27 protein-coding genes are annotated in these 25,886 nt (G+C 62.5%); 12 read left to right on the forward strand and 15 right to left on the reverse strand.

What is annotated here, in order from left to right:
- Positions 1 to 2 precede the first annotated feature (2 nt).
- From KJQ96_RS07695 to KJQ96_RS07715, 5 genes are all read right to left on the reverse strand, one after another.
- The gene (locus KJQ96_RS07695) at positions 3 to 632 is read right to left on the reverse strand and encodes a CvpA family protein (protein WP_213286074.1); all 630 of its coding nucleotides are present in this window, start codon (positions 630 to 632) and stop codon (positions 3 to 5) included.
- Positions 633 to 797: 165 nt separating this feature from the next.
- Entirely contained in the window at positions 798 to 2,261 is a 1,464-nt protein-coding gene (radA, locus tag KJQ96_RS07700) for a DNA repair protein RadA (protein ID WP_057846389.1), read from the reverse strand.
- Positions 2,262 to 2,367: 106 nt separating this feature from the next.
- Positions 2,368 to 3,762, reverse strand: a complete 1,395-nt coding sequence (locus tag KJQ96_RS07705; RefSeq protein ID WP_249733862.1) for an adenylate/guanylate cyclase domain-containing protein — start codon at positions 3,760 to 3,762, stop codon at positions 2,368 to 2,370.
- Positions 3,763 to 3,997: 235 nt separating this feature from the next.
- Entirely contained in the window at positions 3,998 to 4,894 is an 897-nt protein-coding gene (locus tag KJQ96_RS07710) for a prohibitin family protein (RefSeq protein WP_213286076.1), read from the reverse strand.
- Positions 4,895 to 5,028: 134 nt separating this feature from the next.
- Positions 5,029 to 5,751 carry a sulfite exporter TauE/SafE family protein gene (locus tag KJQ96_RS07715; protein ID WP_213286077.1) on the reverse strand — a complete coding sequence of 241 codons (723 nt, stop codon included), beginning with the start codon at positions 5,749 to 5,751 and terminating at the stop codon, positions 5,029 to 5,031.
- A gap of 92 nt (positions 5,752 to 5,843) precedes the next feature.
- Here KJQ96_RS07715 and KJQ96_RS07720 point away from each other — a divergent pair, with 92 nt between their 5' ends.
- Positions 5,844 to 6,212 carry a GFA family protein gene (locus tag KJQ96_RS07720; RefSeq protein ID WP_213286078.1) on the forward strand — a complete coding sequence of 123 codons (369 nt, stop codon included), beginning with the start codon at positions 5,844 to 5,846 and terminating at the stop codon, positions 6,210 to 6,212.
- A 129-nt stretch (positions 6,213 to 6,341) separates the two neighbouring features.
- Positions 6,342 to 6,791: a cupin domain-containing protein gene (locus tag KJQ96_RS07725; protein ID WP_028346515.1), complete on the forward strand. Its 450-nt coding sequence runs from the start codon at positions 6,342 to 6,344 to the stop codon at positions 6,789 to 6,791.
- Positions 6,792 to 6,843: 52 nt separating this feature from the next.
- Here KJQ96_RS07725 and KJQ96_RS07730 read toward each other — a convergent pair whose 3' ends face one another.
- Entirely contained in the window at positions 6,844 to 7,611 is a 768-nt protein-coding gene (locus tag KJQ96_RS07730) for an exodeoxyribonuclease III (RefSeq protein ID WP_213286079.1), read from the reverse strand.
- 48 nt (positions 7,612 to 7,659) lie between these two features.
- Here KJQ96_RS07730 and KJQ96_RS07735 point away from each other — a divergent pair, with 48 nt between their 5' ends.
- Positions 7,660 to 7,881 (forward strand): cysteine rich repeat-containing protein, encoded by a 222-nt coding sequence (locus KJQ96_RS07735; RefSeq protein WP_213286080.1) that lies wholly within the window; start codon positions 7,660 to 7,662, stop codon positions 7,879 to 7,881.
- Between the two features lie 91 nt (positions 7,882 to 7,972).
- Here the strand turns inward: KJQ96_RS07735 and alr are convergent, their stop codons facing one another.
- Together alr and KJQ96_RS07745 are read right to left on the reverse strand one after the other, a co-directional pair.
- Complete coding sequence (alr, locus tag KJQ96_RS07740) at positions 7,973 to 9,208, reverse strand: alanine racemase (RefSeq protein ID WP_213286081.1); 1,236 nt, start codon at positions 9,206 to 9,208, stop codon at positions 7,973 to 7,975.
- Positions 9,209 to 9,261: 53 nt separating this feature from the next.
- Positions 9,262 to 10,764, reverse strand: coding sequence for a replicative DNA helicase (locus tag KJQ96_RS07745; protein ID WP_213286238.1), 1,503 nt, complete (start codon positions 10,762 to 10,764; stop codon positions 9,262 to 9,264).
- A 578-nt stretch (positions 10,765 to 11,342) separates the two neighbouring features.
- Between KJQ96_RS07745 and KJQ96_RS07750 the strand changes: the two genes are divergently transcribed.
- On the forward strand, positions 11,343 to 11,549 hold the full coding sequence (locus KJQ96_RS07750) for a transcriptional regulator (protein ID WP_213286082.1): 207 nt from the start codon (positions 11,343 to 11,345) through the stop codon (positions 11,547 to 11,549).
- A 19-nt stretch (positions 11,550 to 11,568) separates the two neighbouring features.
- Here KJQ96_RS07750 and KJQ96_RS07755 read toward each other — a convergent pair whose 3' ends face one another.
- Positions 11,569 to 12,819, reverse strand: coding sequence for a cyclopropane-fatty-acyl-phospholipid synthase family protein (locus KJQ96_RS07755; protein WP_213286083.1), 1,251 nt, complete (start codon positions 12,817 to 12,819; stop codon positions 11,569 to 11,571).
- A gap of 268 nt (positions 12,820 to 13,087) precedes the next feature.
- Between KJQ96_RS07755 and KJQ96_RS07760 the strand changes: the two genes are divergently transcribed.
- The 3 genes from KJQ96_RS07760 (at position 13,088) to KJQ96_RS07770 (ending at position 15,315) form a co-directional block, all read left to right on the forward strand.
- The gene (locus tag KJQ96_RS07760; RefSeq protein WP_213286084.1) at positions 13,088 to 14,155 is read left to right on the forward strand and encodes a hypothetical protein; all 1,068 of its coding nucleotides are present in this window, start codon (positions 13,088 to 13,090) and stop codon (positions 14,153 to 14,155) included.
- A 93-nt stretch (positions 14,156 to 14,248) separates the two neighbouring features.
- Complete coding sequence (locus KJQ96_RS07765; RefSeq protein ID WP_309142380.1) at positions 14,249 to 14,854, forward strand: TetR/AcrR family transcriptional regulator; 606 nt, start codon at positions 14,249 to 14,251, stop codon at positions 14,852 to 14,854.
- Complete coding sequence (locus KJQ96_RS07770; protein ID WP_213286086.1) at positions 14,851 to 15,315, forward strand: PaaI family thioesterase; 465 nt, start codon at positions 14,851 to 14,853, stop codon at positions 15,313 to 15,315. The genes KJQ96_RS07765 and KJQ96_RS07770 overlap by 4 nt, the downstream gene beginning before the upstream one ends.
- A gap of 46 nt (positions 15,316 to 15,361) precedes the next feature.
- Here the strand turns inward: KJQ96_RS07770 and rplI are convergent, their stop codons facing one another.
- From rplI to rpsF, 6 genes are all read right to left on the reverse strand, one after another.
- Positions 15,362 to 15,961 carry a 50S ribosomal protein L9 gene (gene rplI / locus KJQ96_RS07775; RefSeq protein ID WP_213286087.1) on the reverse strand — a complete coding sequence of 200 codons (600 nt, stop codon included), beginning with the start codon at positions 15,959 to 15,961 and terminating at the stop codon, positions 15,362 to 15,364.
- Positions 15,962 to 16,014: 53 nt separating this feature from the next.
- On the reverse strand, positions 16,015 to 16,986 hold the full coding sequence (locus KJQ96_RS07780) for a hypothetical protein (protein ID WP_213286088.1): 972 nt from the start codon (positions 16,984 to 16,986) through the stop codon (positions 16,015 to 16,017).
- Between the two features lie 350 nt (positions 16,987 to 17,336).
- A complete protein-coding gene (locus tag KJQ96_RS07785) occupies positions 17,337 to 19,223 on the reverse strand; it encodes a TRAP transporter permease (protein ID WP_213286089.1) in 1,887 nt (628 codons plus the stop codon).
- A gap of 10 nt (positions 19,224 to 19,233) precedes the next feature.
- On the reverse strand, positions 19,234 to 20,223 hold the full coding sequence (locus KJQ96_RS07790; RefSeq protein WP_213286090.1) for a TAXI family TRAP transporter solute-binding subunit: 990 nt from the start codon (positions 20,221 to 20,223) through the stop codon (positions 19,234 to 19,236).
- 365 nt (positions 20,224 to 20,588) lie between these two features.
- Entirely contained in the window at positions 20,589 to 20,828 is a 240-nt protein-coding gene (gene rpsR, locus KJQ96_RS07795; RefSeq protein ID WP_002711478.1) for a 30S ribosomal protein S18, read from the reverse strand.
- A 5-nt stretch (positions 20,829 to 20,833) separates the two neighbouring features.
- Positions 20,834 to 21,304 (reverse strand): 30S ribosomal protein S6, encoded by a 471-nt coding sequence (rpsF, locus tag KJQ96_RS07800; protein ID WP_213286091.1) that lies wholly within the window; start codon positions 21,302 to 21,304, stop codon positions 20,834 to 20,836.
- A gap of 332 nt (positions 21,305 to 21,636) precedes the next feature.
- On the opposite strand from rpsF, the gene KJQ96_RS07805 reads away from it, so the two are divergent.
- The 5 genes from KJQ96_RS07805 (at position 21,637) to fabG (ending at position 25,873) form a co-directional block, all read left to right on the forward strand.
- Positions 21,637 to 22,344 carry a TetR/AcrR family transcriptional regulator C-terminal domain-containing protein gene (locus KJQ96_RS07805; protein ID WP_213286092.1) on the forward strand — a complete coding sequence of 236 codons (708 nt, stop codon included), beginning with the start codon at positions 21,637 to 21,639 and terminating at the stop codon, positions 22,342 to 22,344.
- Complete coding sequence (locus KJQ96_RS07810; protein WP_213286093.1) at positions 22,341 to 23,366, forward strand: fatty acid desaturase family protein; 1,026 nt, start codon at positions 22,341 to 22,343, stop codon at positions 23,364 to 23,366. Before KJQ96_RS07805 ends, KJQ96_RS07810 begins: the two co-directional genes overlap by 4 nt.
- A gap of 53 nt (positions 23,367 to 23,419) precedes the next feature.
- Positions 23,420 to 24,046, forward strand: a complete 627-nt coding sequence (locus KJQ96_RS07815; protein WP_213286094.1) for a LysE family translocator — start codon at positions 23,420 to 23,422, stop codon at positions 24,044 to 24,046.
- A 113-nt stretch (positions 24,047 to 24,159) separates the two neighbouring features.
- Entirely contained in the window at positions 24,160 to 25,113 is a 954-nt protein-coding gene (gene fabD, locus KJQ96_RS07820; RefSeq protein WP_213286095.1) for an ACP S-malonyltransferase, read from the forward strand.
- Between the two features lie 22 nt (positions 25,114 to 25,135).
- Complete coding sequence (fabG, locus tag KJQ96_RS07825; protein WP_213286096.1) at positions 25,136 to 25,873, forward strand: 3-oxoacyl-[acyl-carrier-protein] reductase; 738 nt, start codon at positions 25,136 to 25,138, stop codon at positions 25,871 to 25,873.
- Positions 25,874 to 25,886: the final 13 nt, after the last annotated feature.

Genomic DNA, 25,886 nt, shown 5'->3' on the forward strand with positions numbered 1-25,886 from the left:
ACTTAGCGGCCCGCGGGTTTCTCGATCAGCTTTTTAAGGCTGTCACGGGCAGGTTTGCTGTAGCCATCACCAGACGCAGGGGCTGCCTGGTCGGCGTCAGTTTGCTCGTCTTCCGGTTTATTCTTCTTGAATCTCTTTAAAATGGTGTTCTCGGGGTCGTCAGGCAAGAGCGACATTAACCATTGCCCGGTTCCATCCAGCACAGTTCGGGACTTCGCGTTGGTGATCCAGTCCGGCCGCTGTTTGTCCGGGACCAGCCAGCTAAAGAACAGGAACGCGACCACCACGATCAAAAGGCCGCGGCCGAGCCCGAACAGGAAGCCGAGGGTGCGATCCAGCGCGCCGATCCGGGAATCCAGGATCATGTCCGAAATCCGCACCGTGATCACGGAGACCACGATCAGGGTGCCGATAAAGGTGCCGGCCACCACCGCCACGGCTGCCACGGTATCATTGTTGAAATAGGCCTTGGCGGTCGGCAGCAGCTTCGAGAAGGCATACAGCGTCACCAGCGCCGCCGCGCCCCAGGCCGCGATCGACAGGATCTCGCGCATGAAGCCGCGCACCATGGCGAGCAGCCCCGAAATCAGCATCACTCCGAGCAGGACGAGATCGAGTATCGTTATCGGCATCGGCTGGTCAGGTCCGCTCGTAAGTCCTTTAGGCAGCGAATCGGCGGCTCAGGGTCAACCCAAGTGAGGGGCAGACGGCGTATCCCGCAAGGCCGGAAATCGTGCCATCCCGTCCGCCTTTCGCGCGCGTTGTATAGCGGCGAGGGGCGGCCGCGTCACGCCGCTTTAGCTGTTTTCACGACGGAATCGCGCTGGTGTGGCATTTTTCTCTGCCGCACCCTCGCGACCGGTGTCGCGGTTGCCTCTCGGGCTGCCACGCGCCGCGATTTCGGCCACCAGACTGGTTAGTCCGCCGATGCTGTTCAGCGCAAGCCCGCCATCGCCGCCGACCTCGCCGCGCGCCGATTCGGGTAGAACAGCGCGGCCAAAGCCCAGTTTCGCGGCCTCCTTCAATCGGGCGGAGGTCTGCGCCACCGGCCGGACCGCGCCCGAGAGCGAAATCTCGCCGAAATAGACTGCATCCGTCGGTAACGGCGCGTTCACCAACGACGATACCAGGGCGGCGGCCGCCGCGAGGTCGGCCGCGGGCTCCTGGATTCGCAGGCCCCCCGCCACGTTCAGATAAACGTCGTAGCCGGACAGTTTGACCCCGCAATGGGCCTCGAGCACCGCCAGCACCATCGACAGCCGGCTTGGATCCCAACCCACCACGGCCCGCCGGGGTGTGCCGAGCGTGGTCGGCGCCACCAGTGCCTGCAATTCCACCAGCACGGGGCGGGTGCCTTCGATCCCGGCGAAAACCGCGGTTCCCGGACTGCCCAGATCGCGCTCCGAGAGGAACAATTCCGAGGGGTTGGAGACCTCGCGAAGGCCTAGGCCCGTCATCTCGAACACGCCGATTTCATCGGTCGGGCCAAAACGATTCTTCATCGCGCGCAAAATGCGGAAATGCTGCGAGCCTTCGCCCTCGAACGACAGTACCGCGTCGACCATGTGCTCGACCACGCGGGGGCCCGCGATCTGGCCGTCCTTGGTGACGTGCCCGACCAGAATGATCGCAGCACCGGTTTTCTTGGCGAAACGAATGAGCGCCTGCGCGGAGGCGCGAACCTGCGTCACCGTTCCCGGCGCTGACTCCACCGTGTCAGTCCACATGGTCTGGATCGAATCGATCACGATCAGGCGCGGCACCGCACCTTCCGACAGCGTCGAGACGATGTCCTCGACCGAGGTTTCGGCGGCGAGTTGCACCGGCGCGTCCGCCAATCCGAGCCGCTCGGCACGCAGCCGCACCTGCGCCACGGCCTCTTCGCCCGAAATATAGACCGCGCGGTGGCCTGCGCGCGCCAGCATGCTGGTAGCCTGCGTGAGCAGCGTCGATTTTCCGATGCCGGGATCGCCGCCGACCAACAGCACAGAGCCGCGGACAAAGCCGCCGCCGGTGACACGATCGAGCTCGGTCATCCCGGAAGGCAGGCGAGGGGCGTCGTTGCTCTTGCCGGTGAGGCTTTCCAGCGCAAACGTCCGGCCCTTGCGCCGCGAGCGGACCGACACCGGCATCGAGGTCGCGCCGGTGGTGTCCTCCTCGGCAAGCGTGTTCCATTCGCCGCAGGAATCGCACTTGCCCTGCCAGCGGTTATACGCCGCGCCACAGTTCTGGCAGACGAAGGAGAGGGTGGATTTGGCCATGATCGGGAAATAGCAGACTCGGTGAAGCGGGTGGGACTCATAACACGAAAAGAAGCCGTGGGGCGTGACGGGTGCCGAGCGCGCATCCATCGCGTGCTTCAGGGCGTCAGGAAGTGACGTTCGCGCATGTCCAAATGCCGACTGGTTGCTCGAGACCGCGAATAATCTGCGCGGGCCGCTCGACAAGCGACGCGAAGTCGGCGCTCGAATTGTTCGATTCCGAGCGGGCCTGCCGTACCAGCGCGTCGCTGACGACGATGGCGCATCCGAATTCTCGGGTCAGCGCCTCCTGCCGGCTCGCTGCATTCACGGTGGTGCCGATCACAGCGAATTCAAGCCGATTGAGGCCGATATCTCCCAGCACGACCTGACCATAGTGCAATCCGACACTGACCTGGATCGGCGGCTCATTGCGGTCCTGCCGTTCTCTGTTCAACTCGGCAATCGAGGCGATCATACCCCTCGCGCAACGCAAGGCGTTCAGCGCGTCGGAATCGCTGGCGAATGGCGTGCCAAACGTCGCCATCAGGCCATCGCCGAGGTACTTGTCGAGCGTTCCGCCGTGCTGGAACACTTCTCTTTCCATTCGCTCATGGAATTGGCGCAGCGTATCGATGACCTTTTTCGGGTCTCGTCCATCGGAATAGGCGGTGAATCCCACGATATCGGCAAACAACACCGCGACGTCTTGCGTGCGAACCCGCGTGAGCGGCTCATCATTGCCGGATAATTCATTGACGACGTTGGGTGAAAAATAGCGCGCCAAATTGGCGCGCTCGCGTTCGATCCCGGCATGGCTGATCAGGAGCGCATTCGAACGGCGCACCGCTAGCGCCAGGATCGCGGCCACGATGATGAACACCGTCACTTCCTGGAAACGGGCGCCGAAGCCGATCGACGAAGGATCGATGATCTCGAACAAGCGAACATCGGCGCCAACAGCTTCCCTGACGCGCTGCGACAGCGCGGCATGGGTTTCGGGCTGCAGATAGGCCCAACCGACGGCAATGGCCCACAGGGCGGCGGTCCATCCACCCATCGCGACAACCGTTCGCCACGAATAGGCGAGGGTGGCGGTGGCAAGGAAAATGAAGAAATAGATGAAACTGTCGAACCGGAATTGCATTCCGATTGGCCAGTGCTCGGTGCTCCAGGGATTGGGTACGACGCTGAGGAAGGTCAGCAGCGCGAGGTCGCAAATGATCAGGAAAACCTCTAGCGGGGAACGTCCGACCTTGCCGACTTTGAGCTGGGCCCAGCCGATCAGGGCAAATAAGCCCAGCATCAGGACGTAATAGATCACGTCCCAATTCGGGTTGATGATCGGCAGTGTGACGGCAGTGACGGCCAGCGCGACCCAGCGGGCCCGGACGGCGAGCAGCAGGCCTTCACGCTTGCTCTCGACCAGGGCAGCTTCCGCAAACTTCAGGGTGTCTTGCCGGGCTTCGGTTCGTCCGGTTCGCTGGTCGCCGATATCGGCAAGATCAGCCGTTTCCGTCATCACACTCAAGACACATTCTCCCATGTCGAGAATCAGATCGTGCAAGGAGCACGCTAATCACCGACCAAATTGGCACGCCTGAAGGCCAACGGCCACATGGATGCGGAGCGCTTTGCTCCGACGGGGATTGTAGCAGAAAGAAACTGGCCGGAAGCGCATTTCTGCGCTTCGGAAATCCAGACGGCGACGCGCGATACGTGCTCTGCACGGCGTCGCCCTTCTGAATTTGCGATTGCTATTTCACCGAAACGAACGGCACCGACGAGCCCGGCACCATTGTGGTCGGCAGCACGCCGTTCCAGCGTTCGGCCTGCACCAGCGTCACCAGATTCGGATTGGTGCCGAGCGCCTTGGCGCGGGCTTCGATGGCGGCGGCTTCGGCCTCGCCGGTGATCCTGATATTGGTGGCGCGGGCTTCGCCGTTCAGCCGCAGCGCGTCGGCCGCGGCCTGCGCCTCGGCGCGGACGGCGTTGGCCTTGGCGGTGGCCTGCGTGACGGTGATCTGCGCCTGCACCTTTTCGCGCTCGGCGTTCTGTTGCAGCTTCTGCACCTCGACCTCGGCCAGCATGCGCTGCTCGATCGAATGCAGATAGTTGGCGCTGAACTCGATGTTTTCGAGCTGGACGCTTTCGATCGTGATCATCGGATCATCCTTCAGCGAAGCGGTGATGGCGTCCTTGATCGCGGAATTCAGCGGCCCGCGCTCTTGGATCGCTTTCACGGCGGTGTAGCGGCCGAACACGATTTTGACCTGCTGGTTGACGGCCGGGCTGACCACTTGTTTGACCGCGGTGTCCAGCCCGCCAAACTTGGCATAGAGATCGGCCACCTTGTCAGGTGAGGCTCGCAAGGTGACGCTGATCTTGAGATCGGCCGGCTGCTGGTCGTAGGAATACGAATTCATCTTGTCCCAGGTATAGGTGAAGGTCTTCACGCTGACCTTTTCGACGCTGTCGATCAGCGGGACCTTGAAGCCAAGGCCCGGCTGCGCGGTGCCGATGACCGCGCCATAGCGCAGCTTCACGCCGCGCTCGGTTTGATCGACGGTGTACCAGCTTCCTGCGGCGATGATGACGACGACAATGACGGCGACGATGGCGCCGATGATTCCCCTGATGTTTCCCTTGGGCATTTCAGTCTCTCCAGACGTGGGTGATGCGATTCCATGCCCGGCACTGATCTGTGGTTACTTGCCGAATGGATGTGACACGCGTCACTTGGTCGGCCGCTGATGGGAAATGGTTCAGGCGGTGCCGTGCCGAATGCTTACGAAAATGCCGTCCATAGCAGGGTGAGACCGGCGGCCAGCATGATGCCGTCCATCAACAGCCGAAAGACGTCGGGCTGAAGACGCAGCACGAAGCCTTTGGCGATGAAGGCGCCGAACATGAGGGAAGAGCCTGCAATCAGGCCCTTCAGCGCGACATCCGGCGTCAGCGCGCCGAAGCGTTCGAACGTGACCGACTTGCTCAGATAGAGCCCGAGCGAGCTTGCGGCCTCGGTGGCGAGGAAGGCACCCTTGGTAAGTCCGTAAAATAGAAACAGCGGCACGCTGAGCGGCCCGGTCGAAACCACGATACCGGTGAGATAGCCGATCAATGCGCCACCGGCCGCCAGGTGCCAGAGCTGCGCTTTAAGCTGGTGGCGGGCCAGCCAGTGCCGTAGCGGCACCATCGCGATGAGAAACAGGCCGATCGCGATATCTACCGCATGCGCGGGCAGGGCGAGCAAGGTCCGCGCGCCAAGCGCAGCGGCCGGAATCCCCGTGGCCGAATAGGCAAGGCAGGCGCGCCAGTCGACCTCGCGCCACCAGGCGAGAATGCGCGAGAAGTTCGCCATCACGGCCGCAACCGCCATGATCGGCACGGCTTCCTTCGGCCCGTATTGATAGACCAATACCGGCATCAGCATTATCGACGAGCCCGTGCCGACAATGCCTGAGATGGTGCCGGCGAGCAGGCCGACAATGAGGACAAAGAGGAAGCCCACGCTGCAGTCTTTCGAGATTCCCTGATGCCGACATCATGGTGCCATCAGGCTCGGGTTACGAGGTTTAAATACTAATCGGAAAGGAGCTGCTCGTGCCAATTAAGGGAAGCTGCCACTGCGGCAACACACAATTCGAGGTGAGCGAAGCGCCGACTGATGTGACACGTTGCACCTGCTCGTTGTGCTCAAAGCGCGGTGCGTTGTGGGCCTATTACACCCCGGCGCAATTTCGCCTGACTTCGCCGCCGGAAAATGTCGCGACCTATTTGTGGGGCAGCCGCACCGTCAAACATCATTTCTGCGCCAGTTGCGGCTGCGGCACCTACTCGGAATCGCCTGATTGGTCCACCGGCAAGCCCGACTTCGACAATCCCAAGGTCGGCGTCAATTCGCGGCTGTTCGACGAGTTCGACCTCGACGCCGTGCCGGTGACGGTGATCGATGGCAAGAATCTTTGGTGATGTTGGTGGTGGAATTCATCGTCCGCGCCCGGACGGGACTGCCGGGACGCCGCAGCGCACACCTGCCGGCTGGTGGCGAGGGACAAAGCTGCTAGGATCGCGTCAAAACAAGCAGAACGGAGGATCGCCATGGACGCTGCGACGCCGGCAAATGCGCAGACTGCGGACACGCATTCCCATCTGGTTCGACCCGATAGCATGGAATGGCAGAAGACCCGCTTTCCCGGCTGCGAGGCCAAGACGCTGCTGTTCGATCGCAAGACCGGCTTGATGACCGCGCTGATGCGGTTCGCGCCCGGCGCGGTGCTCCCTGACCACGAACACGTCAACATTGAGCAGACCTACGTCCTCGAAGGCTCGCTCGTCGACAAGGAAGGTCCGGCGCAAGGAATCGAATGCAAGGCCGGCGAGTTCATCTGGCGCGAAGAGGGCAGCCGCCACGTCGCGTGGTGTCCACAAGGCGGACTGATGCTCGCAATCTTCCAGGTGCCCAACAAGTTCTTCGAGGCCGATGGCCGCGTCATCGATGCTGCGGGCGAAGACTGGGACGCGGCGTGGGGTCACACACGAAAGGGCTGAACAGTCGCCATCCTGCCGCACAGGAAATCTGGCCAGCAGGGCTTGCGAGGCGCTACTTCAACAAGATCCACGCCGGTGCATGGTCGCTGGCGCCTTCCTCGCCGCGAACCGTGCGATCGACGCCGGCCTTGAGCAGACGCGGCGCTATTAACGGGCTCAGCAGCAGATGATCGAGCCGCAATCCGGCATCGCGTGGCCAGCGGTTGCGCTTGTAGTCCCAGAACGTGAACATCGGTTGAGATGGATGAAGCGTCCGGATCGCATCGGTCCAGCCTTGATCCACCAGCGCCTTGAACGCGGCGCGGCTCTTCGGCTGGATCAGCGCGTCCTTGTCCCAGGACCTTGTCGGATAGATATCGAACTCGGTCGGCGCGACGTTGTAGTCGCCAGCTAGCACCACGGGGATGTCCTGCTTGAGCAGGCTGCCGGCGTGCGACCGCAGTCGCTTGAACCAATCGAGCTTGTAATCGAATTTCGGTCCCGGCTGCGGATTGCCGTTAGGGAGGTAGATGCTGGTGACGAGGATGCCGTTAATTGCGGCTTCGATATAGCGGGCCTCGACACCCCCATCGCCGGGGAGCGCGGTCCGGGTCAATACCGGCTCGGCATTCCGCGCCAGGATGGCAACGCCATTCCAAGTTTTTTGTCCGCGCCACACCGCGCCGTAGCCGGCTTTCTCGATTGCCAGAATCGGGAACTCGGCGTCGGTCGATTTCAATTCCTGCAAGGCAACGACGTCGGGCTTCGCCGCGCGCAGCCAGCGCAGCAGGTTGGGCAGGCGGCGGTTGACATTATTAATGTTGAAGGTCGCGATCTTCATGTAGAGCTGGCTGGCATCACTGTGCTTCGGCGAACACTTGGAGATTCCATGTCGAAATTACGCTTTGCCATTCTCGTGCTCGCCATCGGATGCTCCGGAGCCGCAGTTGCTCAAACCGCCGATGGGCGCGGCGCCTGCAAGGCGGACTATGACAAATATTGCGCCGGCACGCTGCCCGGCGGTGGCCGTGTCGTCGCATGTCTGAACAAGCAGCATCACCAACTCAGCGATGCCTGCAAGCAAGTGTTGGCCAGCCGGAAGAAACAGTAGGACCGGACTCGTGGGTTTGATCAACGAGGCCTGAAAAGGCCGCGGACGGCACGACATGACACGGCGCGAAGGAAACACTCGGAACGAAGACTTAAGTGACAGTAGCAACCGGCTCCGCTGGAGGTGGAGCAGGGGGATCTGCAGTGGCACTGCCGCCCTTGTAAACCCGGGCGTAGCGCTTGCCGAGGCTGGTCAGCACTTCGTAGCCGATGGTGCCGAAATGATGGGCAAGTTCGTCGGCCGTGATGCCTTCGCCCATCAGCGTCACCCAATGACCGCGCCGCACCGCATTCTTTTCGAGATCGGTGACGTCGACCGCCATCAGGTCCATCGAAATCCGTCCTGCGATCGGGCAGCGCTTGCCGGCGACGATCACCTCGGCACCTCGGGTGCCGTCGTTGGCGCTGGCCGCGCGGAAATAGCCGTCGGCATAGCCCGCGGAAACGACCGCTATTCTGGTTGGACGCCGCGCCGTCCAGGTGCCGCCATAGCCGACGGTATCGCCACGTTCGATGTTGCGGATCTGCACGACGCGCGCCTTCAGCTCGACGACCGGCAGCATCGGGTTGTCGGCTTCGGGCGTCGGGTTGATGCCATAGAGGGCGCAACCCGGCCGCACCAGATCGAACTGGAACTGGGCGCCCAGGAAGATGCCGGACGAGTTTGCCAGCGAGGCCGGGACGCCGGAGAACAGGCTCGCGATCTCGCGGAAGGCCGCGAGCTGCCTGGCGTTGGCAGGATTGTTGAGCATTTCCGCGGAGGCGAGATGGCTCATCACCAGCGTGATGCCGTGATCTCCGGCATTGATGCGTGGGATGATGCCCTGCGCCTCGGTAACGGTGAGGCCGAGCCGGTTCATGCCGGTGTCGATGTGAATGGCGGCGCCGCCGGACCAGCCGGAACGGCGACAGAACACGTCCCATTCGGCGAGTTCGTTGAGGTCGCCGATGACGGGCTTGCAGTCAAACCTGGCGTAGGCGTCGCCGGTGTTCTGGAAGAAGCCGCCAAGCACGTAGATCGAAGCCGCAGGCGCCGCGGCGCGAACCACGCGGGCCTCGTCGAGGGTGGCGACGAAAAACGTTTTGCAGCCGGCGCTCGCGAGGGCACGAGCGACCTGTTCGGCGCCGCAGCCATAGCCGTCTGCCTTGACGACGGCTGCGCATTCGGCCGGCACGGCCGTCTTCTCGAGCTTGCGCCAGTTGGCGATAATGGCATCGAGATCGACCGTCAGCACGCCGGTTGCGGTCGCGAGTGCGGCAGCCTTGTTCGCCTCGGGCGAGAGCAGAGTGCCTTGCGGGATGGACTTGGGATCAGGGGCCACGTTCATGCCACAGTTTTACGCGGCGGAAGGCTGCGGTTCAACTGCGTTGAAAGCCAGAATTACGGCACGCGGTAGGGCAAGTTGTCCTCTTCGGTGAAATCACTGAATCGAGTGTATTGCCCTTCAAATTGCAGTGGGACTGTACCCGTTGGTCCGTGGCGCTGCTTGGCGATGATGACCTCGGCCTTGCCGTGTGCGAGCTCCATGTCGAGTTTCCACTTCTCGTGCTCGGGTGTACCGAGCTTTGGCTCCTTGTTCTGCAGATAATATTCTTCGCGGTACACGAACAGCACGACGTCTGCGTCCTGCTCGATCGAACCGGACTCACGCAGGTCCGACAATTGCGGATGTTTATCGTCGCGATTCTCGACTTGGCGTGAAAGTTGTGAAAGCGCGATCACGGGAACATTGAGTTCTTTCGCGAGCGCCTTCAGGCTGGTCGTGATTTCTGTGACTTCCTGGACGCGGTTGTCGTTGCCGCGCTTGCCGGAGCCTTGAAGCAGCTGGATGTAGTCGACGACAATGACGTCGAGGCCCCTCTGGCGCTTTAGCCGCCGGGCGCGCGCCGTCAATTGCGAAATTGAAAGGCCACCGGTCTCGTCAACGTATAGCGGTAAATGCTCCAACTCTATCGTATAGTCGCGAATTTTGTCGAACTCTTCCTGGTTGATGCCGCCGCGGCGGATCATGCTTGAGGCGATGCGGGTTTGCTCTGCGAGAATTCGAGTAGCGAGTTGCTCTGCCGACATTTCGCAAGAGTAGAAGCCCACAACGCCGCCATTGACGGCCGTCGTGGTGCCGTCGGCCTTGGTTTCCGGTTGGTATGCTTTAGCAATATTATAAGCAATATTGGTCGCAAGCGAGGTTTTGCCCATGCCGGGACGACCGGCCAGGATGATCAAATCGGAGCGCTGCAGGCCACCCATCTTCGAGTCCAGATCACGTAGGCCAGTGGAGATGCCCGACAGCTTACCGTCGCGTTGGTAAGCATTGGCAGCCATGTCGAGAGCGACTTTCAGCGCCTGCGAGAAGCGCTGGAAGCCACCGTCATAGCGGCCGGATTCGGCGAGCTCGTAGAGCTGGCGCTCGGCGTCCTCGATCTGCGCCCGCGGGGCAAAATCCACGGGCGCATCGAAGGCGACGTTGACCATGTCCTCGCCGATCCGGATCAGGTCGCGGCGCAGCGACATGTCGTAGACCGTGCGGCCATAGTCCTGCGCGTTGATGATCGTGGTGGCCTCGGCCGCGAGACGCGCGAGGTACTGACCAACCGTCATGCCGCCGATATCGGTATCTGCCGGCAGGAATGTCTTCAACGTCACGGGCGTTGCGACCTTGCCCATCCGGATCAGGCTGCTGGCGGTCTCGAAAATGGTCTGGTGGATCGGCTCGAAGAAGTGCTTCGGTTCCAGAAAATCGGAAACCCGGTAGAACGCGTCATTGTTGACCAGAATGGCGCCCAGCAAACTCTGTTCCGCCTCGATATTGTGCGGCGCGCTCCGGTAGGCCGGAGTTCCCGCGTCCGGGGCGAGCTTGAGGACGTTCGAATCAGTCAGAGCCATAGTTTGTAAATGTTCTTTAGGTTTTTGGTTTTTGTCAGATCGCTTGCGGAAGCGGGGCAGCGATAAAGCGCCACGTGCAGGCGATCCGAAAGTCCGAGTAGGCCTTATGCCCGATTCACACAATGCCATGTGTGAATCCCGAGCTGGCCCCTTGACGGATTTGGACCAAAAAGCAGCCCGCCGTCCGACGGTACCGGAGTGGCTTTTGTGAAAAAGCCAGACAAGAACTTAGGGGAATCTGAACCTTGCCGCGACTTGGGCCGACATATCCGAAGGCAGGAGGCGTTTTGCGCCCTGATCTTAAGCGTTGATCAAACCAGGATCAGATAGACGAACGCGAACAGGGCGGCAGCTACGCCGATTGCGATTAAGGCGTAGTCGATCCTGATGTCGGAATCGAACGGGGCTGGGTAGGTCTGCCGGCTCATGGGCAGAGATCTACGACGGACCGCCGAGCGGCTCTGTGAAGTAGATCACATCGGATGTGATTTTCTTCGCTCAGGATGGATTGGTTACCAAATCGGGAACGGGCCGGCGATTTTCGAGTTGCCAGTTGCACCGACCAAAAGGGACAGGCGATGGGTCAGCAACTCCAGGGATGGCGATCGGCAAGCGCCCAGCGTTTGTGGCTGTCGATGCTGATCGACGCCATGGAAGAGATTTCGCGCCCGGAACGGCATGACGAACCCTGTGATGCTCAGGTGCTTGCCGCGTTGCGTGCCCAGCTCGCCCGCCCGGCATTGGCCAACATGCCTTACGCCTCCGCCTATAGCCTGAGAAACTGACTCCGCCGCCTTTGCGTGCCTATTCGCCGGCCAACTGCAGCCGCGGCTGCTTTCCGATTTCGATGCCGCGCAGCCTTGCTTCCTCCCGGGCGATGTAATCGCGCGTCATCGGCACGATTCCTTGCCGCCTGGTGAGCTGGATCTGGAAATTCATCAGGTTCTGCTTCCGGAACGCCATTTCCGACGCTGCCAGATAAAATTCCCACATCCGTGCGAAACGCTCGTCATAGAGACGCACCGCCTCTTCGCGCCGCGCCATGAAGCGCTCCCGCCAGGCCTTCAGCGTTTCCGCATAATGCAGCCGCAGGATTTCGATGTCGCAGACCAGAAGGCCGGCTTTCTCGATCGCGGGGATGACCTCTGACAGGGCGGGGATATAACCGCCCGGGAAGATGTATTTCGTGATCCATGGGCTCGTCACATCTGGTCCCGTGGAGCGGCCGATCGAGTGCAGCACGATGATGCCGTCGTCGCTGAGAAGTTCGGCGCAGCGCCGGAAGTAGGTTTCATAGAAGTCGATGCCGACATGCTCGAACATGCCTACGGATACGATCCGGTCGAACGGGCCGGCAATATCGCGGTAATCGTTCAGCAGGAATCTTGCCGACGCCGTCAGGTTCTTCTCGGTGGCGCGGGCATTCGAGGCCTGCAATTGTTCCGACGACAGCGTGATTCCGGTAACATTGGCGCCCGTCATTTCGGCCAGGTAGAGGCCAAGGCCACCCCAGCCTGAGCCGATGTCGAGCACGCGGTCGCCGGGCCTAACGAGAAGCTTGGCAGCAAGGTGACGCTTTTTGGCGAGCTGGGCGTCGTCGAGCGTCATGTCCGGCGCTTCGAAATACGCGCAGCTATATTGCCGGTCGGCGTCGAGGAAGAGGGAATAGAGCCGACCGTCCAGATCATAGTGATGGGCCACATTGTTTTTCGCCCGGCCCCGCCAATTGAACTGTCTCGCGTGCCTGCTGAAGTAGCGCAGCCACCATTGCAGCTTAGCCCAGCGTGGCAGCATTTCGGGCTGGCCAAGGAGGATTTCCAGCGTGTCGGCGATCGAGCCGTCCTCGACCACGAACGAGCCGTCCATATAGGCTTCGCCAAGCGCCAGTTCGGGATTGAGGAGAATCCGGAGTTGCGTCCGCTTACTCAGGAACCGCACTGATACCGGGCGACCGGTTCCGTCCCCGCAGGTAAATCTCGCCCCGCTCGCGGATGTGAAATTCATCGCGCCGCGGCGAATGAATTGACCAAGGAAATAACGCAACAAACGATCCATCGAAGCACCAATGGAACGACCGGCCCGTTACACCAATGCACCTAGGAAAGGACGGTTCCATGTGCACCAGGAACATCATAAGTATGATGATGCCGCGGCGCTACTGCGCTGGTGTCAAAGCGGATATTCTCAAATGCCACAGTCACGCACAGTCATGCACATGCGCAATAAGCGCGCTTCCATTCGCGTCACAATCGGCTAAAAGGTGACCCCGCCGCCGGCGACATTGTGCGTCGCAAGCAGCGATTCCACGTTGGAGATACAGGGAATGTTGAGCCGAGCGCTCAGTTTAGCGACGGTGACGCTCCTGATCGGCTGCCTCACAGCAGACGTGGCATGGGCCGTAGAAAATCTCGACGCCGGCAAGAGCCCTTCCCAGATATTTTCGAGCACCTGCAGCGCCTGCCACAGGAGCCCACGTGGCCTGTTGAAGAACACGCCGGCTTCATCGTTGCCGGGCTTTCTGCGCCAGCATTATACCACTGGCTCTAACATGGCCTCGGTGCTTTCTTCTTACTTGATATCCAATGGGGCTGCAGATCCCCGGTATCAAGCTAAGGATCAGCCCAAGCAGAAGGACGCCAGGCAGGATGGAAGGTCGGATCAGCCCGACCGATTCGGTCGCCGGCAGCCGTCCGCCGCACCGGCCCAGGAACCTTCCCGGCCGGATGCCGATGGCGCGCCGTCGCAAGGCGAGCGCGCGCGCCCGGGCCGCGACGCGAAGCGGCTTGCACGGCCGCACACGGGGCCCGAGGCTTCTAAGCCCGCAGATGATGGGCAGGCCGTTACCGACAGCAAATCGGGCGTCAGGCAGAAGCAAGGCAGGCGTGGCAAGCCCGCGCCCGCTGCCGAAGAACCGCAGAAACCCGCAAAGGAAGATGCGTCTCAGGATGCCGCCAAATCCGAAACTGCGAAGCCCGGAACTGCCGAGCAGCCTGATTCTGCCAAGCCTGATCCTGCCAAGACCGATTCTGGCGGGCCGGATCCCACCAAGCCTGATACCGACAGGACCGACTCCGCCAAGGGTGAGGCCGACAAGCCAGCCACCACGCAGGCCGCGAAGCCGGCCGGCGAATCGGAAAAACCGGCCAGCGAGGGCGGGTCCGAGACCCCCAAGGTCAGTGCTCCCAAGGAGAGCGCCGATAGCGAGCCGACCGCGCCTCGGCCCGAACCGGTGACGCCTGCGCCGCCAGCTCCCGCCGCGACTACCCCTGAGCCGGCCGCGAGCCCCCAGGCGTCGGCACCTGCGACCTCTCCGCCGGTGACGGCTACTGCGGCGCCCGCAATTCCGCCGGCCGGGTCTGTCGGTCCCCCCACGCCACCCATCTCGCGATAGGATGCAATTTCCAAATGCCTGCCGGTGATGCGCTTGATCGTTTCTAGAGTATTACTCTAGAGTAGCGATCTAATGGACCGAGAGGCGGCGCAGGTGGCTACGGCACGGGACGATCTGCTGGCGGCAGGGTTGGCGGTGTTCGACCGCGACGGTTTCGAGGGCGCTACGGTGGCCGCCATCAGAACTCGCGCACGAGCGTCCAACGGCAGCTTCTTCCATTTGTTCGGATCGAAGAAGGAGCTGGCCGGCACGCTGTTCCTGGAAATCCTCGCCCGTTATCACGCTGCCATCGTAGCGGCGGTCGATGAATCCTGCGGCGCGCGAGAAGGCGTGGCGCGGCTGATCCGCGCACATCTGGACTGGGTCGTCAATTCCCGGCGGGAGGCGCGCTATCTCTTCGAGATTTCCCGCAGCGAATGGACCGAAGCGATCCGCGGCGCGCAGCGCACGCAGAATTCCCGGCTTGCGGAAGCCGTCGAACGATGGCGCGCACCGCTGGTTGAGCGCGGCGAATTGCTGCCGATGACTTCGTCGGTTTTCTTCAGCCAGATCATCGGACCGGCGCAGATTTTTTGCCGCGCATGGTTGTCGGGCCGCGACCGCACCGATCCGCGAGAGCAGGCCGAAATCCTGATCGCCTGCGCTATCCGCGCGGTGGTCGGGCCCGATGCGATCCAGAAAACCGGAGAAACTGCATGAATGCGAATGCCGACCCAGACTTCGCTCCGATCGCCACACGCATTCGCGACAATGTCGGCCGCCAGGGCTTCATGACCCATATCGGTGCGGAACTATCCGAGCTGACGCGCGGCACGTGTACGCTTGCGATCGACCGCCGGCCGGAACTGTTGCAGCAACATGGTCTGTTCCACGGCGGCGTCACGGCCTTTCTCGTCGACAACGCCACCACGATCGCGGCCGCGACATCGCGCGGGCAACCGGCGCTGACGGCGGAATACAAATTGAATCTGCTGTCGCCGGCGATCGGTGAGCGATTGATCTGCCGGGCGCGCGTGATCAAGCCCGGACGTCAGGTCGCCGTGGTTGCGGCCGATGTGTTTTGCGTAACCGATGGCGTCGAGAAGCATACCGCAACCGCGCTGGCCTCGATCGCGATGCTGGACGAGAAGGCGGCTGCCAGAATCCCAAGCCCGGCCTGATTGGGGCCGGGCTTGAAGGTCGTCAAAACGTTTGAAGCGAAGCGCCTTACTTCTCGGTCGCAGCCGGCGCCGGCGCGACTTCCTCATGCTGGGCGTCCGGATCGAAGAACTCGCCGGCGGCGGCGATTGCCTCAGCGGCGGCGTCCTGGTCTTCCTGACGGGTCGAGATATCCTCGCCGCGGTTGATGCGCTCGGCTTCGTCGGCGCTGCGCGCGACGGTGACGCTGACGCTGACTTCGACTTCCGGATGCACGGCGATGTTGATCTCGTGCTTGCCGATAGTCTTGATCGGCGCGTCCAGCATGACCTGGCTGCGGCTGATGGTGACGCCATCGGCTTCAAACGAGGCAATGATATCGCGCACGCTCACGGATCCGAACAACTGCCCGGATTCCGACGCCTGGCGCAGCACGATCACGTTGCGGCCGTTGATCTTCTCCGCGACCTTGGTCGCTTCGCCCTTGGCCTTGATGTTGTTGGCCTCGAGTTCGGCCTTCATGCCGTCGAACTTGGCGCGGTTGTCGGCGGTGGCGCGCAGGGCCTTGCCGCGCTTGAGCAGAAAGTTGCGGGCGTACCCGTCCCTGACGCGGACGACTTCGCCCATCTGACCAAGCTTGGCAACGCGTTCCAGCAAGATGACTTCCATTTTCGTTCTCCTTATTCGTGTTCGATCTCGAGTTTAGGTGAATGGTCGGATTTTCAGGCTGCGGGCAAAGGCGGAGGCTTTCCGCGCAGATAACGTTGGCGCAATCCGAAAATTGCGTCCGTAAGGCCGAGGGCGATCATCAGAACGAGCGTCCATGGCAACAGCACCAGGATCCCGTAGGTGCAACTCAGCAAAAACGCGCGGCTCTTCAACGCCAGCGTTAGCGTATGAACGGCGGCAAGGCCGACGAGCGCGTAAGCCATGAAGAGCGCGGCTGTCATGATCTGCGCTGCTATCGAAAACTCTCCACCGGCAAAACAAAATGCCAATGTCGCGCAGAGTGCTACGAGCGTCATCGGCGGCAACGCTGTGCTCTTCAAGTCTGGCCAGGGGCGGCGCAGCCGGCCCGACATCGCTGAAATCTTCGCGGCAAGCCAGAGGTTGAGCGTAAGCGTCGTTACGACGAGCATTGCCGACAAGCCGCGAAATATCGTTACAAGCGCGTCAGCCAACCGCTCGATGTCGCCAGACGATAACCCTTCACGGTCAGAAAGAACTTTCGTCAGCCCGCTTCGCAGGGCCGCAGCGATGGCATCGGCATCCTTGCCGAAGACCAGCCACGACGCGAAGGAGGACAGGATGGCAAAGCCGGCGATCCATAGCAGGATCCGTCCGGTCGGATACCATTCGAGATTCTCTGCCGTAGGACTCGTGCTGTTGTCGGTTTCGACAGCGGCCGTTGGCCGTCCCAGCAACGCGAGATGACCAAGCCACCAGGCCGGCAGCGCCACGGCAACCGCAAAGGCGAGGCAGAAGCGCAGACCGAAAATTGCACCGAAGGCGGAGGCCGCCGCGATGCCGCCGATGGTTGCGCTGAGCGGTCCCCAACTGAGCGCCGTCACCATCAGCGGTAGCGGCGCCAGCAAAGAGAGCAGCAACGAGACCGGCGCGCCCGAGACGACCGAGACGAACATCAGCGCCGACGCGCAGCCGGCCGCAAGACCAATGAGGATAATCGCGATCATGAGCTGTCCCGCCCCTTTCGAGCGGTTAGATAGAGGTCAGCGAAAATGCCGCCTTTACCAACTAGTTAGAGATCCGAGGGCCTATCGGTACCTTGATACCGAACGCAGTTGGGCCCTCAAACGTTCACGGCCCCACCGGGGGCCGTGACTGGCGGCCTTTTAGATCAGGAGGCTCAGCCGATCAAGGGTGTTTGGCCGAAGCGGCCCAGCACAAGTTCCAGGCTCCATGCCATAGGGGCGTGACGTGACGCCCCGCCTCGCTTAGGCGTAGATACGTAAAACACCGAAAGCCACGGTGCCAACGAGAAGGGCGGCAGCGATAAGCGTCAGTGCAGCGAGCTGTGTGCGGGTCACGTGCTGGTTTCCGGCGCTATCGTTGGTCGTGTCGTCCGTACTTTCTGCACCAACAGGCCGATGGCGAGCAGGCCCAAGCCGATGACGTCGGTGATGGCATTGGGGTCGATCAGCAGCATTGCGGCCGCGAAGAAGAGCCCCCGCTCGAACCAGTTGGCGACGCGCAGGAAGTAGCCCTCGAGACTGGCTGCGAGCGCAATCACGCCGATCGTGCCGGTCAGCACCGCGCGAAGGATTTCAGGCCACGGTCCCTCGAACAGCAGTGCCGGGTTGTAGATGAAGAAAAACGGCACGATGAAGCCGGCGGCAGCGAACTTCATCGCCTGCAGGCCCGAGGCCCACAGGCCGGCCCCGCCGATTGACGCCGCAGCATACACGGCGAGCGCCACCGGCGGCGTCACGGCCGACAGGCAGGAGAAGTAGAACGCGAACATGTGCGCCGCCATGGGCTCCACACCGAGCTTCATGATCGCCGGCACGAGCAGCGCCGCCTGCATGATGTAGGCGGGGGTGGTCGGCATGCCCATGCCGAGAATGACGCCGGCGACCATCGTGATGAGCAGTGCGGGCAGCAGAGAGCCGTAGGTGAAGTCGATGAGAAAAGCCGTGAACCGCAGCGCCAGCCCGGTCTGCAGCACGATTCCGATCACGATACCGGCGGACGCGCAGGCCATCGCCACCGGCACGGTTTGCACCGCCCCGTCGCGCAAGCCCTCAAGGCACGCGCGCCAACCCAACGCCGTGGAAGGACGAAGCCACGAGATGGCGACCAGCGCTAAAGTGGCCATGATCGCGCCATAGGTCGGCGTGAAGCCGAATAGAAGCAGCGCCAGAAGCACGATGACCGGCAGGAACAGGTGCCCCTGGCGCAGCATGATGTGACCCAGGACGGGCAGTTCTTCGCGCGGCAAGCCCTTGAGCCCCGAGCGCACGGCGTTGAAGTGGACCGCAGCGAACAGCGCCCCATAATAGAAGAGCGCGGGTATGGCCGCCGCGATCATCACCTGCGTGTAGCTGACACCCTGGAATTCGGCCATCACGAACGCCGCCGCGCCCATGATCGGCGGCATGATCTGCCCGCCCGTGGAGGCCACCGCCTCGATGGCGGCTGCCGCCTCCGGCTTGAAGCCGGTCTTCTTCATCATCGGAATGGTCAGCCAGCCGTCGACCATGACATTGGCGACCGCGGAGCCGGAGATGGTACCGAACAGGCTAGAGGAGACGATCGAAACCTTGCCGGGGCCACCGCGCGCGCCACCGGCGATCGCGTTCGCGAAGTTCATGAAGAACTGGCCTGCACCGGACTTCTCAAGGAACGTGCCGAAGATGATGAAAAGAATGACGTAGGTCGCGGCCACCGTCATTGGCACCCCGAAAATTCCCTCCGTGGTGAAATAGGTCTGATCGATGGTGAGCTCGAGGCTGAGGCCTCTGTGGTAAAGCCAGCCATACAGCCAGGGGCCCGCGAACCCGTAGAGCAGGAAGACGATTGCCACGATCGGCAGCGACGCGCCGATTGTGCGTCGCGTCGCCTCCAGAACCAGCAGGGTGGCAGTAATTCCAACCGCCATGTCCATTCGGGTGAGGGACTCGGCGGTGGGAAAACGGTTCACAATGTAGTCGTAGTTCGCAAACATGTAGCCAATGCACGCGAGCGAAAAACCTGCCAAAGCGAGATCCTCCCACGGCACGCGCCCCAGTGTTGCGTTCTTGCTGCGAGGCCACAGCAGGAACGACAGCACCAGGCTGAAGGCCAGCGTTATGTAGAGCAGGGCCTGCTGATCGGGAGCGTATACCGTCAGTCGCGCGTAAACGTGGTACACGGACATTGCGACCGCAACCACTCCGACGACCAGGCCCGCGTAGCCGGAGAGTTTGCGCACGGCACGCCCTCTACTGCTTGAGCAATCCAGCTTCGCGGTAGTATTTCTCCGCGCCGGGGTGATACGGCATACCCAGGCTCTCAGCCATGTCGGACGCCTTCACGCCCTTCATTTCGCTGGTGACGTTACCGAACTCGTCCCGCCCTTCGACAATGGCCTTGGTGATCTTGTAGATCACTTCGGGAGACGTCTTGGACGATGCAATCAGCACGGTCGGCGACTGGAAGGTTTGAACAGCGTCGGTCACACCCTGGTCCTTGTAGGTGCCGGCCTTGATGGTGTAGCGCACAAAGCCCGAATTGAGCTTGCGCAGTGCGGCGAACTCCTCGTCGCTGACTGGAAGCACGCGCAGCGGCATCGCCGAGCCAAGGTCCAGGACGAAGGATGCCGGCACCACGGTGAACCATCCGGCCGCCATCGCCTGCCGGTTCTTCACGGCCTCCGCATTGGATGACACCGGGCCGTAGCTCTTCGCGCCCAAGTCGTTCAGCGTCATGCCGTTCACCTTGAGCAGGTACTCCCAGCCGGCCGCCAGGCTGGTGTTGCCGCGTGCCGGCAGCGCCACCGGCTGGCCCTTCAGGTCCTTGACGCTCTTGATGTCGCTGTTCGCGGGCACCACCAACTGCCAGACGTTGGGATAGAAATTGGCCACGAACAGGGCCTTGTCGGTCGCCTTGCCGGCAAACTGACCTTCGCCCTTTTGCGCGTCGGCCATAACGGTCGTCATCGACCAGCCGATATCGGCCTTGTCGCTGCGGATCTTCTCCATGTTGACGAGGGCGGCACCCGGCTCGACCTGCACGTTCAGCTCGGGATATCGCTTGTTCACGACCTGAGACGCTGCAGCCGCCATTGGTGTCCAACTGCCGCCGGTCGGACCGGCGCTGAAGATGACATCGGTTTTCTGTTGAGCTTGTGCAGCGCCTGCTGCAGCCACGGTCAGTGTGAAAATAGCGGCCAAGTGTACGACTGGCCGCAGACCACGGATGTGGACGGACATCGTTTGCACTCCCTTTGGCGGTTGCGCTCGTTGGCGCCGCTTATTGGGGCTCGTGTCCGCACGTGATCGGCGGCAACTTCGAAACCCGTAGCATGCGGGAATTTGGCATCCGCCCTGCTGTCGGGCAGCGTACGTGCCCGCCGCAGCGATTGTCAACGAGGTGTGCTGCCGGCTACCGCACCGCGGCTGGCGGAGCGCGGGCATTCAGACCCGACGCCAACAGCCGGCGTAGGATGCATTGCAAGACGAGGAAAATTTACGAGTCTGACGGGCGGTCGGAGGTCGCGTCGACCAACCATCGGCCGTCGGACCGCCTGGAAATGAAGAGCAGCGACCGGCGGCGCGGACGCCGCCGGTCGAAGGTATTAGCGAATGACGTAGGGCAAGAGGCCGAGGAAACGCGAGCGCTTGATGGCGCGCGCGAGTTCACGCTGCTTCTTGGCGGAGACGGCGGTGATGCGGCTCGGCACGATCTTGCCGCGCTCGGAGACGTAACGCATCAACAGCTTGGAATCCTTGTAGTCGATCTTCGGCGCATTCGGACCCGTGAACGGGCAGGTCTTGCGGCGACGGAAAAACGGACGGCGTGCACCAGCTTCAGCCATAATTCTTACTCCTCTACCGCTGCAGCTTCGTCTTCACGCGGACGGCGCGGGCCACGGTCGCCGCGGAAGCCGCCGCCTTCACGATCGCCACGGAAGCCGCCTTCGCGGTCGCCGCGGAAACCGCCGCCGCGATCGTCGCGCTCGCGGTCACGATCGGCCTTGCGCATCATCGCCGAGGGACCTTCCTCGTGCTCTTCGACGCGGACGGTGAGATAGCGGATGACGTCTTCAGAGATCCGCTCCTGCCGCTCGATCTCGGTGACCGCGGCAGACGGCGCATCGATGTTCATCAGCACGAAATATGCTTTGCGATTCTTGTTCATGCGATAGGTGAGGGAGCGTACGCCCCAGTTCTCGGTCTTGGTGACCTTGCCGCCTAGCCCTTCGACGATGCCCGTCATCTGGGTGGTCAGCTCTTCGACCTGCTGGGTGCTCGCATCCTGGCGCGCGAGAAAAACATGCTCGTAAAGAGGCATGGATGTCCTTTCCTAGTGTTGGCGCGGTCCCCGGCGGCAAGCCCTTCGAGGCCTTCGGAAAGGACTCGGGGATAAGCTCAGAAGGCGGAAGCACGGGACGACGGGCCGACTGGCCCTGCCACATCAATAACGCCTGCAAAGGTGAGATTGCTGAGACCGTCCGTTCAGCTCCCGGCCGGGATCCACGGATGCGCGGTTTATAAGGATTTTCAGCGTGCTGGCAAGACTTCTTGAGCAGGCGTGAAAGAGTCACAGCAGGGGAGCGGTCAAGCCCAACGGATGGTTGACTCATTTGTTTGTATATCATACAAGTAACGGGTCGGAGGCAAACGATGACCCCAAAGTCCGTCCGGACAGCGCCAAAAGCGCCCAGCGATCCCAAGCACGCCGCCCGCGCCACTCGCACGGCCGGGCGGGAGATGCGCTCGCGGCTGCTCGACGGCGCCAGCCGGCTGTTCAAGGAGCGGGGCCTCGCCGGAACGTCGATCTCGGACATCGCGGCGGCCGCCGACGCCTTTCCGAGCCAGATCACCTATTACTTCCGCACCAAGGAAGCCCTGTTCGTCGAAGCTGCCTGCCGCGACATGCTGTACGTGGCGCGTGCGGCGGAGGAGGCGGCGCTGCAGGCCCGGACGCCGCACGACTACACGCGCACGCTGGTCGAGACGGTCACGGCGACGGATTCGGTCGCCTTCTTTACCGAAGCCCTGACGCTCACCCGCCGCCGCCAGGATCTCGCGCCGCTGGTGGAACGCACCATCGAGCGGCTGCACGGCGAGGGCATGCGCGCCTATGCCGGCCAGATCGAGCGTCACGGCTGGAAAAGCCTGCGCGATCCCGACGCCAGCTCACGGCGATTCTGGGCGCTGGCCATCGGCGTGATCGTGGAGGGCTACGCCATGGGTCGTTCGGCCGAGGAATTGTGCAGCGAGATGCTGCGCGTGCTGGGCGATCAGGCCACGACAACATCCGGGGCCGACAGCGCCAGGCTGCGCCTGGTTGGCGACAACGATGAACCCGACAGGGAGACATCAGCATGACCGCGCTTCGCATGCGTGCCCGCGACTTTCTGACCGAAGATCAACTGGTCGCCGTACGCCAGCGCGTGACATGGAAGGGTGCAGCCCTGATCGCACATGCGTGGGCGCTGATATTGGGATCGATTGCGCTGGTAGCGTGGTGGCCCAATCCGCTGACCTTTCTGCTCGCGGTCGGCATCATTGGCTCGCGCCAGCTCGGGCTTGCGATCCTGATGCATGACGGGGCGCATGGATGCCTGTCGGCAGATGAGAAAATCAACCTGACGCTCAGCCAGTGGTTCTGCGCCTATCCGATCTTCGCCGAGACCCGCGCCTATCGGCGCTACCATCTGCAGCATCATGCGCGCACCCAGCAGGACGACGATCCCGATCTGATTTTGTCGGCGCCGTTCCCGATCACCAAGGTGAGCTACCGCCGCAAATTCTTCCGCGATATCACTGGGCAGACCGGCTATCAGCAGCGCAAGGCGCAACTGTTGAATGCTCTTGGCCCAAAGGAATGGCCGCTTGCGCGGCGCGCCGCGCATTTCTGGGAAAAGCTCGGCCCGCAATTTGCAGCCAACGCGGTGTTGTTTGCTGGCCTCACCGCCGCCGGCATATGGTGGGCCTATCCGCTATTGTGGCTATTGCCGCTGCTCACCTGGCAGATGGTCATCACCCGCATTCGCAACATCGCCGAACACGCCGTCGTTCCCGATTCGAGCGATCCCTTGCGCAACACCCGCACCACGCGCGCGGGTTTTCTCGAGCGGTTGTTCATTGCACCGTATTACGTCAACTTCCATCTCGAGCATCATCTGTTGTTCTACGTGCCCTGCTACAACCTGCCGCGCGTCCACCGCATCCTTTCTGAAAGCCGATATGCGGACCGGATGGAGGTACAGCCGAGCTATGCCGCCGTGCTGCGGATTGCGACCGCCAAGCCCGACCACGAGGACCGGCCCGGCAAGCTTGTAAGCAGCGCACGCCGCGCGCGGGCCGGCGCCGAAGTTGGTGGCGACCAGGCGGCGGGCGGCTTCTAGTGCGGTGATTGACGGTGGTGTAGCTTCCGTCGGCGACCAGGCGGAGCCAACGAATGATCGATCCGGCCACATTGATTACGTATGTCGCGGTTGTGCTCGGCTTTGTGTTCATTCCGGGCCCCGCGACGCTTCTCACGGTTGCGCGGGCAACGACGTCAGGCACCCCGGTAGGCATCGCCACGGGCGCCGGAATCGCGGCCGGCGACATGATTCACACCTTTATGGCGATCGTCGGCATCTCGGCGATCATTGCCGCCTCGGCCATGCTGTTCAGCATTATCAAGTACCTCGGCGCGGCCTATCTCGTTTACCTCGGCATCCGTGCCGTCCTCGAAAGGGCGCCAGCAAATATTGCGGCCGGCGCACTGCCAACTTCAGCAGGAAAGGCATTCAGGCAAGCGATTTTGGCCGAGGTGCTGAACCCGAAGACGGCGCTTTTCTTCCTCGCGTTTCTCCCCCAGTTCGTACGCCCCGAAAATGGTTCGGCCATGCTTCAGCTCACGATTCTGGGGATCATCTTCGTTATATTGGGGTTCGTCAGTACGGCGGTTTTTGCAGTAGGCGCCGGAGGTCTCGGGACCTTCCTCCGCCGCAATCCTGCGGTTCTGAAATGGCAGGGGAAGGCAATCGGCGGCCTGTACTGCGCTCTGGGTATCCGGCTGGCGCTGCAAGAACGCTGATCCGCTCCGGCCCATTGATGACCCCCGGCAACGGCCCGGCGATACCGCACCGCGGCTTGACATACCGGCCCGCGTCAGTGTCTTACGGCCCCAATCTTACGAGGGAGCACCGGATGACGGCTGCATTTACATATCCGGGGCAGGGTTCCCAGGCGGTCGGCATGGGCAAGGCCTTGGCGGAGGCCTTCCCGGCGGCGCGGGCGGTGTTCGATGAGGTTGATTCGGCGCTCGGCGAAAAGCTGACCGCGATCATCTGGGACGGCCCGGCCGAAACCCTCCAGCTCACTGAGAACGCCCAGCCGGCCCTGATGGCGGTGTCGATTGCCACGCTACGCGTGCTGGAGGCCGAGGCGGGTTTTTCCGTCGGGCGAGATGCGGCTTTTGTCGCCGGCCATTCGCTTGGCGAATATTCCGCGCTGGCGGCTGCCGGCAGCCTCAGCATCAGCGATACCGCGCGCCTGCTGCGCACCCGTGGTCTTGCAATGCAAAAGGCCGTACCGGTCGGCGCCGGCGCGATGGCGGCACTGCTTGGGCTAGACTATGAGGCGGCGATGGCCGTCGCCAACGAAGCCGCGCAAGGGCAGGTCTGTCAGGCCGCCAACGACAATGGCGGCGGCCAGGTGGTGGTGTCCGGCGACAAGGCGGCCGTCGACCGCGCCGTGGAAATCGCCAAAGCCAAAGGCGCCAAGCGTGCAATGCTGCTGCCGGTCTCCGCGCCATTCCATTGCAAGCTGATGCAGCCCGCCGCCGATGCGATGGCAGAGGCGCTTGCAGGTGTAACGATCAAGACGCCGGCTGCGCCGCTGGTGGCGAACGTGCTGGCCGCGCCGATCACCGACCCCGACGAGATTCGCCGCCGCCTGATCGAGCAGGTCACTGGCACCGTGCGCTGGCGCGAGTCGGTGGCCTATATGGCAGCGCATGGCGTCACGCGGTTCTTCGAAATTGGTGCCGGCAAGGTGCTGAGCGGGCTGGTCAAGCGGATCGCCGACGGCGCCGTCGGCGTGGCGATCGGGGGACCCAACGATATTGCCGCCGCGAAGGACGCATTGGCGGCGTCGACCTAAAAGCTCCCGGAAGGAGACATCGATGTTCGATTTAACTGGCAGGACGGCGCTGGTGACCGGCGCGACCGGCGGCATCGGCGGTGCGATCGCGCAGGCGTTGCATGGTCAAGGCGCGACGGTGGCGATCTCCGGCACGCGCCGCGAGGTGCTGGATTCGTTTGCCGGCAAGCTTGGCGAACGCGTCCACGTGCTGCCGTGCAACCTTTCCGACAGCGCTGATGTCGAGGCGCTGGTGCCCGCGGCCGAAGCCGCGATGGGGCAGGTCGATATCCTGATCGCCAATGCGGGCATCACGCGCGACAATCTTTTCGTCCAGTTGCGTGACGAGGATTGGGACGACGTCATCAACGTCAACCTGACTGCGACCTTCCGTCTTGCCCGCGCCGCCACCAAACTGATGATGCGCAAGCGCTTCGGCCGAATCATTGCGATCACCTCGATCGTCGGCGTGACCGGCAACCCCGGCCAGGCCAACTACACCGCGTCAAAGGCTGGAATCATCGGCCTGATCAAGACGCTGGGAGCGGAATACGCTAAGCGCAACGTGACCGCCAATTGCATCGCGCCGGGATTTATCAAGACGCCGATGACCGACGCGCTCAACGACAAGCAGCGCGAGACCATCCTGGCGAAGGTTCCTGCGGCGCGGCTAGGGACGCCGGAGGACATCGCGGCGGCAGCCGTCTATCTCGCCTCCAACGAGGCGGCCTACGTCACCGGCCAGACGATTCACGTCAACGGCGGAATGGCCATGATTTGAGCGAGTTATTGCC

Origin of the sequence: Bradyrhizobium sp. sGM-13 (assembly GCF_018398875.1) — a bacterium.
GTDB lineage: Bacteria > Pseudomonadota > Alphaproteobacteria > Rhizobiales > Xanthobacteraceae > Bradyrhizobium.